This window comes from Streptomyces turgidiscabies Car8 (genome assembly GCF_000331005.1).
GTDB lineage: Bacteria > Actinomycetota > Actinomycetes > Streptomycetales > Streptomycetaceae > Streptomyces > Streptomyces turgidiscabies.
Map to the genome: position 1 here is coordinate 1 of NZ_AEJB01000023.1, position 17,949 is coordinate 17,949.

Consider the following 17,949-nt stretch of genomic DNA (forward strand, 5'->3'; position numbering starts at 1 on the left):
CCACACGCGTGTCGTACGCGCGAACTATTCCGGCCCGGTCGCCTTCCCCGGCCCGGCGTCCAGGAAGTGGAAGCCGGGCCTCGGGTGCATCAGGAAGTCGTGGTGGGAGATGTTCCACGCGTAGGCGCCCGCCATCGAGAACAGCACCCGGTCACCGGCCCGCAGCCCCGGCGCCGGGACCTGCCGGGCCAGTACGTCCTTCGGTGTGCACAGCTGGCCGGCCAGCGTGACCCGCGACTCCTCGGCCGCCGGGCGCGGCCAGGGATGCGGCCAGGCGTCCACCGGCAGCACCGTGCACGGCTGGTCGTGGCCCTTAGTCGCTGGGGTGCGCAGATGGTGGGTGCCGCCCCGGACGACCGCGAACTCCTCGCCGTGGCTCCGCTTCACATCCAGCACCTCCGTCGCGTACCAGCCGCAGTACGCGGTCAGCGCCCGGCCGGGTTCGATACGCAGGGTCAGTTCCGGGTACGCCTCGGTCAGCCAGGCCAGGCCCCTGCCGAACGTCGCCCAGTCGAAACGCCGGCCCGGTGCGGCGTAGTCCACGGCCATCCCGCCACCGACGTTCACCTCGGTCATGCACACCCCGAGCCCCGCCGCCCAGGTGACCACCGACTCGGCCACCGCCAGCTGCTCCCGGGCGTCGAGTCCGCTCGCCAAGTGGGCGTGTACACCGCGCAGTTCGAGCTGCGGATACGTCCCGTCGGTCAACGCCCGGAACACCGGCGCGGCCCCGGCCGGGTCGAGCCCGAAGGGCGTAGGCCGGCCGCCCATCGTCAGCGAGCTGCCCGCCAACGAGCCGTCGGTCACCGGGATGTTGACGCGCACCAGCACCGCCACCCGGCGCTCGGGCCCGACCTGCCGCGTCAACTCGGCGAGCATACGCAGCTCGTGCTCACTCTCGACGTGGAAGCGGTCGACGCCCAGCTTCAGCGCGGTCAGCACCTCGTCCGGTGTCTTGCCGGGGCCGCCGAACGCCAGCGGCCGGCCCGGCACCGCGCCCGCTACATGGGCGAGTTCACCGCCCGAGGAGACCTCGTAACCGTCGACGAACGGCGACAGCGCGGCCAGGATCTCCGGCTCCGGATTGGCCTTGGCCGCGTAGTACAGCTCGACCCGCTCGGGCAGCGACTCCCGGACCATCACCGCGTGAGCGCGCAGTTCCGCCAAGTCGTAGACGTACGCGGGCAGTTCGGCGGTGGACAGGGACAGTGCGTGGTCGCGCACGGCGAGGGTCATCGGGTGCTCCGGGTGGTGTCGCGCAGGATGTCCTCGGCGAGCGGGGACGGCAGCCGTACGTATCCTGCCTCGCGGTCCGCCTTCCGTTCCCAACGGGTGAGCAGATTGGCCTTCGCGGGCAGCGGAACCCCGGCGAGCAGTGCGGCGAGCCGGGGCGGGCAGCCGGAACGCTCCGCGTAGGACCGGAGCGTGTCGCGCACCCGCCCCCACAGAGCGGCCTCGGCTTCCGGGTGCAGGTCGGCCAGGGCGGCGAGGAGTTCGGCGATGTGGTTGACGAGCAGGCAGTAGACGACCCGGTCCCAGCCGCGCTGCGCGTCGTACGTCATCGGGCCGGCGACCTCGGCCGGTACGGCGGCGAGGGTGTCCCCGTGGTGCTCGGGAACCAGCTTGGTGCCCTCCAGGTCCCGGAAGAGCACCTGGACGGGGTGGCCGTCGCCGTCCACGCAGATCAGCACGTTCTGGAGGTGCGGTTCCAGGACCAGCCCGTGGTCGAAGTAGGCGGCCAGAACAGGGGGGACGAGCAGGTCGAGATAGGCCGTCCACCAGTCGAGGGCTGTCTCCGGGGCCGTGTCGGTGAGCAGCCGGGAGACATGCGCTGCGCTTGACGGGTACTCGTCGGCAACGGCCGCCGCGAGCAGGGGAGTTGCCCCCGGTGCGAGGCGTCGGGGCAGGCCCTCGCGGACGATCACGCCGAAGCCCTCGAAGAGTTCACGGTCCGGGGTGCCGTCGGGCCCGGGCAGGGCGAGCGTGCGGTAGGCGGGCTCGCGGAGCACCGCGCTGCCGGGGAAGCGTGTCGCCAGGTCGGTCAGGGCCGGGTCGAGGGCGCGGGTGAGGGCGACGGCGCCGGACAGTTCGTAACTGCTGTTCTTGCGGAGGCAGTTGGTGATCCGCACATTCAGGCTGAACTTGAGGAACGTCTCGCCGTCGTACAGGGTGCGCACGGACGCCGTGGCGGCGAAGGGGCGGCCGCCGGGGCCGAGGTCCAGGATGTCGCCGCTCTCCAACGCGGCCCGCAGCAGCGGGTGTTCGCGCAGGGTGTCGTACTGCCAGGGGTGTGTGGGCAGCAGCCGGTAGCCGTCGGGGACGTCCGTGCGCTGACCGTCCAGCGCGGCGACGGCCCAGGGGGCGGCGTTCTCCTCGGCGATCAGGTCGGCGCGCACGGCGAGATGCCGCAGCGGGAAGACGGCCCCGGTCTCCGGCGCGTACGCCGCCCAGGCGCGCGGGTCGCCGGTGCGGGCCTTGGGGGTGGGGTGGAAGCGGTGCCCGAAGAGCAGGGACTGCTCGGAGGCGAGGTAGGCGGCGAGATGGCCGTCCGCCGGTCCGGTGGGGTGCTCGCCGGCCAGGGCGGCCGAGACGGCCTGGTGGCTGGAGGTGATCTGCTCCAGGAACTCGTCGTTGCGTTCCCCGGTCCGCAGGGACAGCTCGTCGCGCGTGTACTGGGCGAGGCGCAGCCAGCTCACCTCCGCCCAGCCGTCGCCGGCCTGCTCGCTCACCGGGCCGGCGAAGCGGTGGGCGCCCAGGAGCGACGTACGGCGCAGGCCGACCCGGAGGAGAACGCCGCGGCGGGGCAGGCGGAGCAGCAGGTGGCCGTCGTCGACGACGGTCTGGCGTTCCGGGCCCGACACCTCGCGCAGCAGGCAGTTGAGGAGGGTGTGGGTCACCACGTCGTCGGCGGTGGGGAGGCCGGCGGGGGCGGTGGTGGCGTCGGGTGAGTCGGTCAGCGAGGGCATCAGCGGCTCCAACGGGCGTGGGGCGAGCGGGGGTTGAGAAGAAAGAGGGAGGCGAACACGGTGACGGCGGCGGCTGCGCCGCCGGTCAGTACCGGCGCGGCCGGGCCGAAACGGGCGCTGCCCGCCGCCGCGGCGAGGCCGGCGACGACGGCGCCGGCCTTGGAGAAGAACTCCAGCGACCCGAACATCCCGCCGGGCGCACGGCCCTTGGCGCAGTCGGCGGCCAGCACGGACAGGGACACCAGGCCGAGCGTGAGCCCCACCCCGAGGACCAGCCGTACGGCGATCAGCTCGGTCAGCGAATCGGCGACGCCGTGGCCGGCCAGACCGAGCGCGATACAGGCGAACCCGAGGACGATCCCGGACCTGGGCCGGTCCCGGACCGCCGAGTGCACGGCCAGCGCCGACACCAGATAGACCAGGTGGGGGAGAGCGAAGAGAACACCGGACAACGTTGCCGACGTGCCCGGCAGTTGGTCCTCGACCAGGGAGATCAGGTAGGGGAAGGAGATCACGGTGGAGAACACGAACGCGAACTCCAGGGCGTACAGGGTGCGCAGGGAGACCACCGGCGCCGACGCGGGCGCGGCGGTCTCGGGTATGGGCTCCGCGGCCTGTTCCTCGCTCGGTTCGGGGAGCGCGGCGAGGAACAGGGCGGCGGTCAGCGGGAGTACGGCCAGCAGCGCGTACTGGCGGTGCGGTGACAGCCAGCCCGACAGTGAGCCGACGACGATCGGTGCGACGACCAGGGCGGCCCGGGCGCTGCCCTGCATCAGGGTGAGCGCCCTCGACAGGGCGGGGCCCTCCAGCGCGGCGCCCAGATAGCCGTTGGACGCGGCGAAGGTGCCGCCGAGGATGCCCTGGAGGATCAGCGCGGCCGTGAACGTGGCCAGCGAGTCGGCCCAGCCGGCGAGCAGAAAGGCGACGGCGAGGCCCAACTGGGCGCGCAGCAGCAGGCGTTTGCGGCCGAAGCGGTCGGCGAGCTTGCCCCAGAAGGGGGCGCCGAGCGCGCCGAACACCGTCGGGACCACGTAGAGCACCCCGGCCCAGCGCGCGGAGCGGTCGCCGAGCTCCGGGAGGATCTGGGTGAGATACGGGGGCAGACCGAGAGCGGCGAAGGAGGCGACGAAGTAGCAGCCGGCCACCGCGTGCACATGACTGCGGCCGAACGAGGAGCGCCGTCGCGGCAGGCGCCATGCCTCGGCGCTCATCCGGCGTCCCCGGAGTGGGATCCGGTCTCTTCTCCCGCGTGGAGAAGGTAGTTGGGGCCGGTGGTGTAGTGCTTGTTGATGTCGGCTGCGCCCGAACGCTCCTTGCTGAGCAGGGTTCCGGCGCTGACCATCGCCTTCACGGGCAGCTGCGGCGCGTCCAGGATCCGGGTGCGCAGTACGGCGCCCGGATCGCCGCCGAGCCGGTCGACCGCCTCGCCGAGCCGGTCACGGACCAGCCTCAGCAGCGTGGGCAGCGGAGCGCGGCCGTGCCGGGCGAGCCCGAACGCGTAGGCGCCCGCGCACAGATGGACGGTGATGGTGGTGAACACGTCGGCGACCGGCTCGTCCTCGGTGCCGTAGGTCCGCTCGTCGTCGAAGCCCCACGGCCCCGGCAGGACGGCGGCGAGCCGGGTGGTGTTGATGCGCGGGCCGTCGTTGTCCTTGAACAGCAGCCGCACCCTGCCGGGTTCGGGCCCCAGGAGCAGCGAGACGTTCTGCTGGTGCGACTCCAGGGCGATGCCGTGCCCGAAGAGGGTGGTCTGCCAGTCGAAGAGGAGGGTGAGGCAGGCGTCCAGCAGGGCGAGCGGGTCGCCGTCGTGGAAGCGGTCGGCGAGATGGTCGACGACCAGCCGTCCGCCGGGTGCCTCGGCGAGCAGCGCGGCCAGCGGGACGACGGCCGTGTCGTCGAGGCCGGCCGGGTAGCGGCGGCACAGGACGGCGAGCAGTTCGTGTCCGGCGTGTGCGTACGTCGTCTCGTCGGCGTGCAGGACGGTGTCCCGGAAGCGGGGCTCGCGTGCGACGACCCGCTCGATAAGCCGCTGCCCGGCGGCGCCGTCGACGAGCGTGCCCGGCTTGATGGAGCGCCGGTTGCGCAGCCCCAACGTGGCTGTGGCGAGGGGGAGTTTCAGATGCAGGGTGGGGTCGGCGGCCACCGCGACGGTACGCGTCGACAGCGTCGGAACCACTTCGAGGTACCCGTGGTCGGCGAGCCGGGCGTGTCCCGTGAGGCCGGTGACGCGCAGCGCCTCGGCCAGCGGGGCACCGACGGTCAACGGGTGCACGGGCAGGGCGAGATGCGTGTCCCGCAGATCCGCCATGCCGAGCATCGCGGGCGTCGGCCAGACCTTCGGCAGCGTACCCGCGAGGGTCACCGCGTCCCGGGGTACGGCGAGCCAGCGCAGCGCGAAACGGGGGTGGAACTCCGGTGCGTACGACCGCAGTTGCTCCTCCGTGAGCCCGGCTCGGCCGCGCGCGGTCGGATACACGGGATGGTCGACACGGGCGGCGAGGGTGTCGTACGCCAGGGAGGACGTCAGGCCCGTCCAGCCTGCCGGGTCGGCTCCATGACGGTCCGTCAGTCGCTTGTCGGTCTCGTCGCGTGTGGCGTCGTGCAGCCGCAGGGTGGCCAGGGTCTGCCGGCACTCCTCGGTGAAGGCGTCGAAGCCGTCACGGTCCACGGGATCGGCCAGTTCGCGCAGTGCGGCGAGCACGGTGCCGTACGAGGTCAGCTCGGCGCCGTCCGACTCGCGCACGAGCAGCGGCAGCCGGGCGGCGTACACGCACTGGAAGCCGTCCTCGGTGAGCGGCAGCAGCAGGGCGTCGCCGTCGCCGGTCGTCAGGCGCAGCCAGCTGCCGTCCGGGCGGTGCGTGAGCGTACCGAGGGTGCGCAGACCGACCACGTCCTCGCGGAGCAGTGCGCTGAGGACGCGGGTGAGTAGTTCGGCCTCGGCCGCGTCGGTCGTCAGGGGGAGGGAAGGGGTGGCGGTCACGGCTGGACCTCCCAGCGCCGGGCCGCCAGGAACTCCGCCGACACCCGGTCGACCGTCGGCTGATCGGTGCCGGTGGCCCGCAGGACGCCCACGTAGTCGCGGTTGGTGCGGTACAGCTCGTGCCGCTCGCCCACCGCGCGCAGCGGACGATATGTCAGATGTACGCCGTCCACGTGCAGTTCGGTGGCCGGGGGAGCCGAGGTCAGGGTGCCCGCGCGGTCGGCGCACGGGTACTCCAGACGGGCCGCGCCGCCCTGACGGATGCTCAGGTCGGCCGGGAGTGGCTCGCCCAGGTGGGTGCGCAGGATGTGCTCGAAGAGCGGGATCTCCAGGAGCCGGGCCAGCAGCAGGTCCACCTGGTCGCCGATGGCACGGTAGTTGACCTCGATGATGCGGGCGCGCCCCTCGTGTACCACGAACTCGGTGTGACAGGCGCCGAACCCGACGCCCAGCGCGTCGAGTTGCGCCAGTATCTGCGCGACGACCGGCTCGGGGTGGGCCTGGACGAGGACGAGCCGCTCCTCGATGAAGTAGGGCGGCGCCGACAACTCGGTGTGGAAACCGCCCAGTACGTGCCGGAGGCTGCCGTCGCCGAGCGTCTCCAGGGTGTACAGCTCCCCGGGCAGGTACTCCTCGACGACCAGGACCGTCCCCGGCCGCCGCGCGAAGATCTCCTCTGCGCGGCTCGCCAGCTCCTCGACGCTGTCGACGAGGACGACGTCCTCGCTTGCCACACCCTCGCGCGGCTTGAGAACACAGGGGTACGGCGCGGCCAGGGCGACAGCCCCGACGGGAGTGGTCTCCGTCAGCTCGGCGGACCACACGGTGTCCACGCCCACGGCGGCGAGGCGGCGCCGCATCTCGGCCTTGTCCTTGCAGGCGAGCGCGGCCCGCCAGTCCTTGCCGGGCAGCCGGAAGTAGTCGGCGGCCAGGGCGGCCTGGGTCTGGAGGTGGTCGCTGTTGCTGAAGACGGCGTCGGGCCGGTGATGCGTGGAGATCCGGGTGACGACGGCCCGGAAGTCACGGACGTCGCACTCCAGGATCTCGACGTCCGGGTACACGGACCGGTGGGCGTCGGGCTGGTCGGTGAGGACGGTGACATCGAGGCCGAGTTGGGAGGCGGAGGGCAGAAAGCCCTCGGTGACGGAGTCGGTGGGGTTGAGGGCGAGCAGGTACAGACGCATGGCGTGTGGAACAACTTCCGCTAGCGGGTGGGGGGTTGTGGCCCGGGTCGGCGGGCCCAGGAGCGGGGCGCGTGCAGAAGGGCGCGCCCCGCCCCCGTACGGCGGGAGTTACTTCTTCGGCAGTTCCACACCGGTGGCCCTGGCCACGTCGACGAGCATCTGCTCGGCGGCCTGGACGCCGATGCCGGACATCCAGATCTCGTCCGGGACCTCGAAGACCTTGCCGTTCTTGACGGCGGGCAGGCTCTTCCAGACCGGGTTGGTGACGACCTGCTGCTTCTGCGTCTTGTCCTCGGTGTCGGCGGCGGTGACGAAGATCAGGTCGGCGTCGGCCTGGTCGATCTGCTCCGGGCTGACGTCCTTCATCGTGACCTCGGGGTCGGCGGAGACCTGCGACTTCGGGCGGACCAGGCCGATGTCGCCGAGGACGACACCGCTGTAGGAGTTGGACTGGTAGAGACGGGTCGGACCGGCGATGAAGCGGACCACGGACGCGGTCGGCATGGTGCCCTTGTCCTTCGCCCTGATGGCCTCACCGAGCGCCTTGGCCTGCGTCTCGTACTCCTTGAGCTTGGCCGCGGCCTCGGTCTCCAGGCCCAGGGCCTCGGCGTGCACCTTCAGGTTCTGCTTCCAGACACCGCCGGTGGTCTCCGTGAAGACGGTCGGCGCGATGGCGCTGAGCTTGCTGTAGACCGCCTCGTGGCGGACCTTCGAGGAGAGAATCAGGTCGGGCTTGAGGGAGGCGATCAGTTCGAGGTTCGGCTCCAGGAGCGGACCGACGTCCTTCGTGTCGCTCAACTCGCCCTTCAGGTACGTCGGGAAGCCGCCCTCGGACTTGAAGTGCGGGGCGACCGCGCCGACCGGGTCGATGCCGAGGAGGGTGACGTCGTCCAGCTCGCCGGTGTCGAGCACGACGACCCGCTTCGGCTTGGCGGGGATCTTCACGTCGCCCATGACGGTCTTGAGGGTGCGGGGGAAGCCGGCGGTGTCGGCGGCCGCGTTGGCGGCCGTGTCCGTGCCCTCGGCGCCCTTGTCGTCAGCGTCGCCGCTGCCGCAGGCGGCGAGCACGGCGGAGCCGAGTACGACGGCGAGAAGCAGAGCCAGGAGACGCCCAAGGCGGCCGAAACGGCTCATTCCGGGCAGTGAACGGGTGTTGCGCATGAGGGGGGTTGGTCTTTCTGTCGATTGCGGCGGTACGGGTGGGTCAGGCGGTCGCGGCGGAGTGCCGCACCGCGCTGCCCTTGGGGATGACCAGCGGGGTGCCGGTCTCCGGGTCGGGTATGACCCGGCAGTCCACGTCGAACACGGACCTGACGAGCTCCGCGTCGAGCACGTCGGCGGGTGGGCCGGCGGCGGCGAGACGGCCGTCCTTGAGGACCACCATGTGGTCCGCGTAACGGGCGGCCTGTCCGAGGTCGTGCAGCACCATCACCACGGTGCGGCCCGCCTCGGCGTGCAGTGCGGCGACCAGGTCGAGTACGTCGAGCTGGTGCCGCAGGTCGAGGAAGGTGGTCGGTTCGTCGAGCAGGAGCAGCTCGGTGTCCTGCGCCAACGCCAGGGCGATCCAGGCGCGTTGACGCTGACCGCCGGAGAGCCGGTCGACGGGCTGGTCGCGCAGCGCGGTCGTGCCGGTGCGGTCCAGGGCTTCGTCGACCGCTCGCTGGTCGGCCGTCGACCAGGGGGCCAGCAGGCGCTGGTGCGGATACCGGCCGAGCCGGACGAGCGCCTCGACGGTGATCGCCTCCGGGGTGACCGGCTGTTGCGGCAGCAGTCCCATCCGCAGGGCCAGTGCCTTCGCGGACATCCGGTGGATGTCGGAGCCGTCGAGGGTGACGGTACCGGCGGCGGGTGCCAGCAGTCGGCTCAGTCCCCTCAACAGGGTTGATTTCCCGCAGGCGTTGGGGCCGACGATGGCGGTGACGGCCCCGCCCGGGAGGGTCAGGTCGAGCCCGCCGACGACGAGGCGGTCGCCGTAGCGCAGATCGAGAGCCCGGGTGCGCAGCTGGTTGGTGGTGTCCGGCCGGGCGTTCATGCGTGACTCCTGTGAACGGGCTTGCTCTGACGGAACATCAGCACCAGCAGCCAGGGCGCGCCGAGGGTGGCGGTGACCGCCCCGACGGGCAGTCCCTCGACGGGCAGCAGATGCTGGACCACCAGGTCGGAGGCGAGCAGCAGTACGGCCCCGGTGAGACCGGCAAGCGCCAGGGAGACGGCGGTCGGCGGGCCGGTGAGGAAGCGGACGATGTGTGGGACGGCGAGGGCGACGAACGTCACCGGGCCGGCAAGGGCCGCGGCCAGAGACGCCAACGCGACGGCGAAGAAAAGGAGTTGGAGCCGGGCGGCGGAGGTGCCCAGTCCGAGAGAGCCCGCCGAGTCGTCCCCGAGGTCCAGCACGGCGAGCCTCCGGTGCAGTACGAGGGTGACGGCGAGCGCGGCCACCATGGCGCCGCCCGCTCCCCACACCTCCGTCCACGTCCGCCCGTACACCGAACCGGTGGTCCACTGGAGCGCGGAGCCGGCCAGCTCGGCCGGGAAGCGCACGATCAGCAGGTTCACGGCGGCGGCGAGCCCCGCCTGCACGGCGAGCCCGGTCAGCACCAGCCGGGTCACCGCGACCCCCGAGCGCCAGGCGAACACGCCGAGCAGCAGGGCGGAGAGCAGCCCGCCGGCCAGCGCGCCCACGGGGATCAGGGTCTGTGAGGCGCCGGCCGCGATGAGCGAGACCGCGCCGAGCGACGCGCCGCCGGTCACGCCCATGACGTCGGGCGAGGCCAGCGGATTGCGGAACAGCCGCTGCAGCACACACCCGGCGACACCGAGCCCGGCCCCCGCGACGAGGGCGGCGAAGGCCCGCGGTGCCCGGAACTGCTGGACCACCAGCACGTCCCCGGAGTCCCCGAGTCCGACCAGCGCCCGTAGCGCGGTACCAGCCGGAATCCCCATCTCACCTGTCGTCAGGGCAACGGTGAGCAGCACGAGGACGGCGACGATGCCGCAGCCGGCGTACAGCAGCACACGGCGACTCGGCCGGACGCGGGATCCCGGCGCCGTACGGGCGACAGCCGTGGCGGCGTTCATCGGGTCACCTTCCTTGCCAGCAGTGCCAGGAGGGGCGCGCCCAGGAACGCGGTCACGATGCCGACCTCCAGTTCCGAGGGACGGATGACCAGCCGGCCCAGTACGTCGGCCGAGAGCAGGAGCAGGGGCCCGGCGATCAGACACCCGGGAACCAGGAGACGGTGGTCGCCGCCCAGCAGAGGGCGTACGAGATGGGGTGCCGCCAGGCCGATGAACGCGATCGGGCCCGCGACGGCCACCGCCGAACCGGCGAGCAGGACGACGGCGATACCGCCCGCCAGACGGATCCTGGCCACCGGGACGCCCAGCGCCTGCGCCGAATCGTCGCCCAGGGCAAGGGCGTTGAGGGCGGGCGAGACCGCGAGCGCCACCAGCAGGCCCAGCAACAGCGTGGGCAGTACCGGCCAGAGGGTGTCGAGGGTGCGCCCGGAGAGCGAGCCCGCCAGCCAGAAGCGGGCCTCGTCCAGGGTGCGCTGGTTCAGGAGCATGACCGCCGACGTCCAGGAGAGGAGGACGAGTTGGAGGACGGTGCCGCCGAGTGCGAGCCGAACCGGGTCGATGTCGCCCGCCCGGCGGGCCAGCGCCTGGGCGAGGAGAGCTGCGCCCGCCGCGCCCGCGAAGGCGAACCACACGTACTCGATCGGGTCGCTCAGCTTCAGCGCGAAGATGGCGACGACCACGGCGAAACCGGCACCCGCGTTGATTCCGAGGGTGGTCGGTGAGGCGAGCGGGTTGCGGGTGATGCCCTGGGCGACCGCTCCGGCGACCCCGAGTGCCGCCCCGACCGCGAGCCCGATGACGGTACGCGGCAGCCGCAGCCCGGTCACCACGAGCGCGTCTCTCCCCTGGGCGTGGCCGAACAGCGCGTCGGTCACCGTCGACAGGGGCACCGAGCGCGCACCGAGGGCGAGGCTCAGCGCCGCGCACAGGGCCAGGGCTCCGAGGCCGGTGAGAAGGATCGGGATGTGCCTCAGGGCACGGAAGGGTGCACCGGTCGGTGCACCCGGTCGGGTCGCAGTCACGAGCCGGAGCTTAGGTTAGGCATACTTTACTTTTCAACCGGCTGTGGAGCTGCTGTGGCGTCCATAGTCCCTGTTCGTGGCCTTGATCGTCGGTGCGGGGGTGTTTCGGTCACCCACCTTGCGATCTTGTCGATAAGGTAAGGCTTGCCTATCTAACCCCATCCGAACCTCGCCGCGCAGGAGTACCGATGACCGTCGCCCTGGAGACCCCGCCGGCCGCCGCAGCCGCGCGTGTGCTCGGCGGCGCCTACCGACGCCTCGCCGACCTCTGCGACGCACTCACCGCGCAGGTGACGCAACCCGCCCTGGCGGGCCATCAAGTAGGGCTCACCGGACTTGATTTGACGACGAGTCAGGAAAGTCTGAACTCCTTCGTCGAGGCCGAGGCCGCGCGGATCCAGGAGCGCTACGGGCACAAGGCCCGCCCCCACGTCGCCGCCTCCCGCGCCCTGCACGACTACGCCTGGTCGGTCGGCCTGCTGATGAGTGGCGTCTGGTACCTGGAGCGCCGCGTGCCGCGCATCAGGCCCGAGGACATCCGGTTGGACCTCTCCACCGGCGTGTACAAGATCACACCGGGTTCCTCCCTGTCCTGCCTCCCGGGAGACCCCGCCGCGAACCTCCCCGGAGTCACCGTGCTCCCGCACGAGGAGGCGCTCCGTACCGAGTTGCGCTCGGCCGTCGCCGACCACATGGCCCCGCTGCTCACCGCGCTCGGCCCGATAGCCCGCCGGGGATCACGCGCCCTGTGGGGCCTTGTCTCGGACGACCTGGTCTCCGGGATCTGGTACCTGGGCAGGGTGCTCGGCCGGGAGGACGACGCCGTCCGTGCGGCCACCGAACTGCTGCCCTCCGCCGTCTCCCCGTACCCCGGTGGCGCCGACTTCCGCCACCTCACCGACTCGTCGGGGCGCCGCCACCCGACCCGCACCCGTTCCGGCTGCTGCCTCTACTACACGATCCGCCCGGACGACGCCTGTTCCACCTGCCCGCGCACCTGCGACACGGAACGGCTGCGCAGGCTGGAGAGTTGAGCGTTTCACGAACTGTGCGTGCTCAGCCGGTGGTCGCCAGGAACTGCGTCGCCGCCAGCTCGGCGTACAGCGGATCCCCGGCGACGAGTTCGCGGTGGGTGCCGACCGCGCGGACGCGCCCCGCGTCCATCACCACGATCCGGTCCGCCATCGTCACCGTCGACAGCCGGTGGGCGACGACGAGAACAGTCGTCGTACGGGCGACATCCGCGACCGTGTCGCGCAGCGCCGCCTCGTTCACCGCGTCCAGCTGTGAGGTCGCCTCGTCGAGCAGGAGCAGCCGGGGGCGGCGCAGCAGTGCGCGGGCGATGGCCACCCGCTGACGCTCGCCGCCCGACAGCTTGGTGCCCCGATGCCCGACGAGGGTGTCGAGGCCGCGCGGCAGCCGGTCCACCAGACCGTCGAGCCGGGTCGTCTTCACCACCCGCGTGACCGCCTCCTCGTCCGCCTCCGGGTTTCCCAGCAGCAGGTTGTCGCGCAGCGAGCCCGACAGCACGGGTGCGTCCTGCTCGACATAGCCGATGGCGGACCGGAGTTCGGCCAGTTCCCAGTCGCCGGCGTCCCGGCCGTCGAGGGTGATGACGCCGGACTCGGGATCGTAGAACCGTTCGATGAGAGAGAACACGGTGGTCTTGCCGGCGCCGGAGGGGCCGACGAAGGCCGTCATACCCCGGGGCGGCACGGCGAACGTCACGCCGTGATGGACGTACGGGAGATCGTCGTCGTAGCGGAAGCGGACGTCGTCGAAGGCGAGTGCAGCCGGTTCGGCGTCCCCGGCCGGGAGGCGAGTGGGGCGGGCCGACGACGGTTCGGAGGGCAGGGCGAGAGCCTCCTGGATACGGGTGAGGGCCGCGGCGCCCGTCTGGTACTGCGTGATCGCGCCGACGACCTGCTGGATCGGCGACATCAGATAGAAGACGTAGAGGAGGAACGCGACCAGCGTGCCGACCTCGACCGCCCCGGTCGCCACCCGCGCGCCGCCCACCGCGAGCACCGTGATGAAGGCGATCTGCATCGCGAGGCCGGCCGTGTTGCCCGCCGCGGCCGCCCACTTGGCGGCCCGGACGCTCTGCTTCCACGACTCCTCGGCCGCCGCGTGCAGCCGCTGCTCCTCGCGGTGCTCGGCGCCGGACGCCTTGATCGTGCGCAGCGCGCCCAGCACCCGTTCCAGCGAGGCGCCCATGACACCGACCGCGTCCTGCGCCCGCCGGCTCGCCTTGTTGATACGCGGCACGATCACCCCCAGGACGGTCCCCGCCCCCGCGATCACGGCGAGGGTGACGCCCAGCAGCACCGGGTCGACCAGGCCCATCATCACGACCGTCGCCACCAGGGTGAGACCGCCGGTGCCGAGACCGACGAGCGAGTCGGTGGTGACCTCGCGCAGCAGGGTCGTGTCCGAGGTGACCCGGGCCATCAGATCGCCCGGCTCGGTCCGGTCCACGGCCGGTATCCGCAGCCGCAGCAGATAGGAGGACAGCGCCCGCCGGGCCCCCAGCACCACCGACTCGGCGGTACGCCGCAGGACGTACGAACCCAGCGCGCCCAGCGCCGCGTTGGCGACGACCAGCGCCGACATCAGCACCAGTGCCCCGGTGATCGTCCGGTCGTGGGACAGGTCGTCGATGAGCCCCCGCGCCACCAGCGGCAGCGCCAGCCCGGCGGCACCGGTGGCCAGCGACAGCAGGGCGCCCGCGAACAGGGTCCACCGGTGCGGCCGTACGTATCCGAGGAGCAGCCGCCAGGCGGGCGGACCGGCGTTCGGCTCTGCGATGCTCACGGCGCTCCTCGGCGGTCGGCGGACATTCACCCTACGTCGGCGGCCGGGGAAGCGGAGGGGCGGTCATCCCCCGTGTGCGGAGGGCCCTTTCACCGTGAACTCTTCTGCCGTGTGTTCTTCTACCGGGTGTTCTCCGTGCAGCGCCCGCCAGTCCCGGGCCGTCGTGAGGACGAGGGGTGTCGTCTCCCCGCCCGGCAGACAGCCGTCAGCAGACCGGCCAGCACCTCGCCCGGGCCGAGTTCGATATACGTGGTCACCCCGTCCCCGCAACAGGGCCACGGAGTCCGCGAATCGCACCGGCTCGCGCAGCTCCCGCACCCAGAACTCCGGTGCCGTCGCCTCGGTGCCGACCAATTTCGCCGTGATGTCGGAGACGAGGGGCACAGCGGGTGCGCACAGGTCGAGCGTTTCCAGGGTGCGACGGTACTCGTCGAGGAACGGGTCGAAGTGCGGTGAGTGCGCGGCGACATCGGTGCGCAGCGCCGCCGTCCGCCGACCGCGCTCCGCCCACTCCTCCCGTACGGCCGCCACCGCATCGCGGTCGCCCGAGACCACGACCGCCCGGGGTCCGTTGACGGCCGCGACCACCACTCCGGACCCCAGGCGCAACTCCTGTACAGACGCCTCCACCGCCGCCATCGCACCCCCCTTCGGCAACGCGCCCATCAGCCGGGACAGCGTGCCCACCGCACGGCAGGCGACCGCCAGGGAGAACACTCCGGCGGTATGGGCGGCGGCCATCCGCCCGGCCGAGTACCCGAACAGCACGTCCGGGCGTACCCCCCAGCTCTCCAGCAGCCGGAACTGCGCGACCTGGAGCGCGAAGATCGCCGGATTTCCGAACGTGATCCGGTCCAGCAGTGCGGCTGTGCGCGTCCCGGCCTCCGCGAACATCACGTCCAGCAGCGGTACGTCCAGACAGGGGTCGAGGCCCGCGCACACCTCCTCCAGCGCCGCCGCGAACACCGGGAAGGCGTCGTGGAGTTCACGCCCCATCCCCGGACGCTGGGACCCGGCGCCCGAGAACAGGAAGGCGGTCCGGCCACGGACAGGGCTCCGTCCTAGGGGAGTTGCCCGCGCCGGAACCGTCCCAGTGCCCGACTGCCGCACGGGACGGGTCAGTTGAGCCACCACCTCCTCGGCCGACTCGCACACCACGATCCGTTCAAGATCCCCGGGATGCAGAAAGCCCTCGTCCCGCGCGTGCTCCAGGAAGGCCAGCAGCGGACGGTAGAAGCCGTACGGGTCGAGCAGCAGGCACGGCTTGTGATGGATGCGCAGCTGCGCCCAGGCGAGCACCTCCAGCAGTTCCTCCGCCGTACCGAGGCCGCCCGGCAACGCCACGAACGCGTCGCCCGACTCCGCCATGCGCGCCTTGCGTTCATGGATGTCCGCGACCACCTCCAGCTCGCTGAGTCCGGTGTGCGCGATCTCGTACGGCAGCAGCCGGCGCGGTACGACACCGGTGACCCGGCCGCCGGCGTCCAGCGCGGCGTCCGCGAGCGCGCCCATGAGGCCGGTGCGGGCCCCGCCGTAGACGAGCCGCAGGCCCGCCTTCGCGAGGGCGCGGCCCAGTGCGGCGGCGGTCTCCCGGTGGCCGGGGCGGTGCCCGGGGGAGGCGCCGCAGAAGACGGTGACGGCGGTCATGGCCACAGCCCGTACCCCCGGGTCAGGACGGAACGCGGGTCGTAGCGGTCCTTCGCGCGGGCCAGGGTCTCCCAGACGGGGCCGAAGTGCGCCCGCCAGTCCCCGGAGGTCATCGGCAGCGCGCTGGTCGGGTGCAGGACACCACCGAGCGCACGCGCCCGCTCGTACAGTGCCCGGTTGGCGGCGACCGCCTCCCGTACGTTCTCGGGGGCGCCCGGCGGTGCCGTGCGCATCAGGGAGAGCAGGCACAGGAGTTCACCGGGCGGCCTGCGCAGCAGCGGGGCGCGCAGGGTCCGGGAGGTGAGCGGACGCAGCTGGACCGCTCCGCAGGCGCGCAGGCCGCGCTGCGCGTGGTCGGCAAGCACCGTCGGTACGAAGGAGGGAGCAGCCTCCTCCGGGAGGAGCAGCGTCAGCCAGGGATGGGGGCGCTGCCACTCGCCGGTGGTGCGCAGGATCCGCTCGTCGCGGTCTATGCGCCGCAGGAACTCCTCGTAGGAGAGGTTCTCGATCTCCTCCGTTTCCCGGTCGTGCCCCAGGCCGCCGGTCAGCAGGGTGTCGTCACAGGGCAGTCGGCCGGCGCACGGGGCCACGGCCTCGATCATGTAGTCCCATGCGCCACCGAGCGCGGGGCGCGCCTGGCCGCACACATGGCTGAAGCGGTCGTCGCGGGCCAGTGCGCGCTGGTCGGCGAAGAACGTGCCGGGGGAGTGGTGGTAGAGGCGGAAGCGGCGCACGAGGGTGGGCGCGGGCACCAGGTCGAGCGTGGCGCGCACGATCAGCGCGCACTGGCCGAGGCCCGCCACCACCGCGTCGAACAGGTCCGGGTGGCGCTCGCGCGAGCAGGTCACCTCCGCGCCGGCGCCCGTCACCACGTCCAGCTCCCGCACGTGGTCGGCGACCAGACCGTGCCGGTGACTGGAACCGCCCAGCCCCCCGGTGCTCAGCAGCCCGCCGACACTGCCGCCGAGGTGGTCGGGGAGCACGGGCGGGGAGAGTCCCTCCGCGAGGGCGGCCCGGACCACCTCGCTCCAGCGGGCGCCCGCTCCGGCGGTGAGCGTCCGTGCGGCGGGCGCGCAGCGCACCTCGTCGAGAGCGCTCAGGTCGACGACGTACCCGCCCTCGGCCTGCCCCTGGCCGTAGACGGAGTACCCGCCGCCCCGGGCGGCGACCGGCAGACCGTGCGCGGCGGCCGACGTGACGAATCCCCGCAGCTCGGCCACGGACGCGGGGGTGAGCACGCCGAGCGGTCGCGTACCGACGATATGACCGAAGTCGTCGGCGGCCCGGACCATGTCGCAGGCGGCGGAGTCAGGGAACGGAACGAGGTGATCCGGCCCGGAATCGATGTCCGTCGTTCCCTTCACGCGGCACGCCCCAGCACGCTCGGATCGAGGATCTGTTCAGGTAGGCGACTTCCGAAAGTTTCGGTGAACACGCGACTCTGCAGAATGCCGTGTTCCGCGTGCCGAAGGGCGATCAGGGAAGCCATCTGGGACCGTATCGGATCGGGTGGCGCCTGTTTGTGGATGGTCCCTACATTCAGTGAATATTTCGCGCAGCATTCCAAAACGGCTTCGAAACCGTTGACGGATGCCGCGAAACGCCGGTGCCGGGGGTCGGCCCAGAGCACCGCCAGCTCCTCCAGGAGGCTGCGCTCGGGGGTGGGCGGAGCGAGCATCGTCCGTGCCCGGCAGGTGAGCGCCTCGATGTAGTCGCCGTACGCGGGCAGCGGCAGCACCCGTACCGACAGCTGCCAGGGCAGCGCGGCGCACCGTGCGGCCAGCACCTTCAGCAGCGAGATCGAACCGCCTTCGACGATCACGAACGGATGCCGGGAGCCCAGCCGTTCGACCAGTCCGAACAGGGAGTCCGCGGCTGCGGCGGCGTCCAGGTCGCCGTCGGCGACGGTCCGGTCCGCGAGCCAGTACCGCCGCACACCCGGGGCCTGCGCACCCGCCCGGGCGCTCGTGGTGGCCAGGTCCGTGAAGCACTGGAGCCGGTCGGCGACGACGACCGGCGCCCCGGTGACCCGGGCCAGGTCGTTGGCGACGGCACTCTTTCCCGCCCCTGTCGGCCCGGCGATGAGATGAACATAGGGACGAACCGTGCAGTCCGCTGGAATCTCGCCCATCTGAGTTTCCCTCCCGATTCGTGCGACCGTTTGCTGAGCACGGACAAGAGAAGCACGGCCTGACACGCGTCAACACCAGCTCACTGTCTCGGCAGAGCAAAGAAACAACCACATTTCCCCGTGCTTG

General features: G+C 72.0%; 14 protein-coding genes. 1 reads left to right on the plus strand and 13 read right to left on the minus strand.

Annotation, left to right across the window (positions count from 1 at the left end):
- Positions 1 to 24 precede the first annotated feature (24 nt).
- The 9 genes from STRTUCAR8_RS01785 to STRTUCAR8_RS01825 all read right to left on the minus strand — a co-directional run bounded on the left by STRTUCAR8_RS01785 (position 25) and on the right by STRTUCAR8_RS01825 (position 11,230).
- Positions 25 to 1,236, minus strand: a complete 1,212-nt coding sequence (locus tag STRTUCAR8_RS01785) for a type III PLP-dependent enzyme (protein WP_006373687.1) — start codon at positions 1,234 to 1,236, stop codon at positions 25 to 27.
- Complete coding sequence (locus tag STRTUCAR8_RS01790) at positions 1,233 to 2,966, minus strand: IucA/IucC family protein (RefSeq protein WP_006373672.1); 1,734 nt, start codon at positions 2,964 to 2,966, stop codon at positions 1,233 to 1,235. Before STRTUCAR8_RS01790 ends, STRTUCAR8_RS01785 begins: the two co-directional genes overlap by 4 nt.
- The gene (locus tag STRTUCAR8_RS01795) at positions 2,966 to 4,177 is read right to left on the minus strand and encodes an MFS transporter (protein ID WP_006373693.1); all 1,212 of its coding nucleotides are present in this window, start codon (positions 4,175 to 4,177) and stop codon (positions 2,966 to 2,968) included. The genes STRTUCAR8_RS01790 and STRTUCAR8_RS01795 overlap by 1 nt, the downstream gene beginning before the upstream one ends.
- Positions 4,174 to 5,946: an IucA/IucC family protein gene (locus STRTUCAR8_RS01800; RefSeq protein WP_006373685.1), complete on the minus strand. Its 1,773-nt coding sequence runs from the start codon at positions 5,944 to 5,946 to the stop codon at positions 4,174 to 4,176. Before STRTUCAR8_RS01800 ends, STRTUCAR8_RS01795 begins: the two co-directional genes overlap by 4 nt.
- Positions 5,943 to 7,130 carry an ATP-grasp domain-containing protein gene (locus tag STRTUCAR8_RS01805; protein ID WP_006373697.1) on the minus strand — a complete coding sequence of 396 codons (1,188 nt, stop codon included), beginning with the start codon at positions 7,128 to 7,130 and terminating at the stop codon, positions 5,943 to 5,945. The genes STRTUCAR8_RS01800 and STRTUCAR8_RS01805 overlap by 4 nt, the downstream gene beginning before the upstream one ends.
- Before the next feature lie 108 nt (positions 7,131 to 7,238).
- The gene (locus STRTUCAR8_RS01810; protein WP_006373666.1) at positions 7,239 to 8,291 is read right to left on the minus strand and encodes an ABC transporter substrate-binding protein; all 1,053 of its coding nucleotides are present in this window, start codon (positions 8,289 to 8,291) and stop codon (positions 7,239 to 7,241) included.
- Between the two features lie 43 nt (positions 8,292 to 8,334).
- Positions 8,335 to 9,162, minus strand: coding sequence for an ABC transporter ATP-binding protein (locus STRTUCAR8_RS01815; protein WP_006373680.1), 828 nt, complete (start codon positions 9,160 to 9,162; stop codon positions 8,335 to 8,337).
- Positions 9,159 to 10,208 carry a FecCD family ABC transporter permease gene (locus tag STRTUCAR8_RS01820; protein WP_006373676.1) on the minus strand — a complete coding sequence of 350 codons (1,050 nt, stop codon included), beginning with the start codon at positions 10,206 to 10,208 and terminating at the stop codon, positions 9,159 to 9,161. Before STRTUCAR8_RS01820 ends, STRTUCAR8_RS01815 begins: the two co-directional genes overlap by 4 nt.
- A complete protein-coding gene (locus tag STRTUCAR8_RS01825; RefSeq protein ID WP_006373689.1) occupies positions 10,205 to 11,230 on the minus strand; it encodes a FecCD family ABC transporter permease in 1,026 nt (341 codons plus the stop codon). Before STRTUCAR8_RS01825 ends, STRTUCAR8_RS01820 begins: the two co-directional genes overlap by 4 nt.
- A 188-nt stretch (positions 11,231 to 11,418) precedes the next feature.
- Here STRTUCAR8_RS01825 and STRTUCAR8_RS01830 point away from each other — a divergent pair, with 188 nt between their 5' ends.
- Positions 11,419 to 12,264, plus strand: coding sequence for a (2Fe-2S)-binding protein (locus tag STRTUCAR8_RS01830; protein WP_006373671.1), 846 nt, complete (start codon positions 11,419 to 11,421; stop codon positions 12,262 to 12,264).
- 22 nt (positions 12,265 to 12,286) lie between these two features.
- Here the strand turns inward: STRTUCAR8_RS01830 and STRTUCAR8_RS01835 are convergent, their stop codons facing one another.
- The 4 genes from STRTUCAR8_RS01835 to STRTUCAR8_RS01850 all read right to left on the minus strand — a co-directional run bounded on the left by STRTUCAR8_RS01835 (position 12,287) and on the right by STRTUCAR8_RS01850 (position 17,822).
- On the minus strand, positions 12,287 to 14,044 hold the full coding sequence (locus STRTUCAR8_RS01835; RefSeq protein WP_006373665.1) for an ABC transporter ATP-binding protein: 1,758 nt from the start codon (positions 14,042 to 14,044) through the stop codon (positions 12,287 to 12,289).
- 63 nt (positions 14,045 to 14,107) lie between these two features.
- On the minus strand, positions 14,108 to 15,691 hold the full coding sequence (locus tag STRTUCAR8_RS01840) for a TIGR00730 family Rossman fold protein (protein WP_158697376.1): 1,584 nt from the start codon (positions 15,689 to 15,691) through the stop codon (positions 14,108 to 14,110).
- A complete protein-coding gene (locus STRTUCAR8_RS01845) occupies positions 15,688 to 17,055 on the minus strand; it encodes an FAD-binding protein (RefSeq protein ID WP_006373696.1) in 1,368 nt (455 codons plus the stop codon). The genes STRTUCAR8_RS01840 and STRTUCAR8_RS01845 overlap by 4 nt, the downstream gene beginning before the upstream one ends.
- Positions 17,052 to 17,822 (minus strand): isopentenyl transferase family protein, encoded by a 771-nt coding sequence (locus tag STRTUCAR8_RS01850; RefSeq protein WP_006373664.1) that lies wholly within the window; start codon positions 17,820 to 17,822, stop codon positions 17,052 to 17,054. The genes STRTUCAR8_RS01845 and STRTUCAR8_RS01850 overlap by 4 nt, the downstream gene beginning before the upstream one ends.
- Positions 17,823 to 17,949 lie beyond the last annotated feature (127 nt).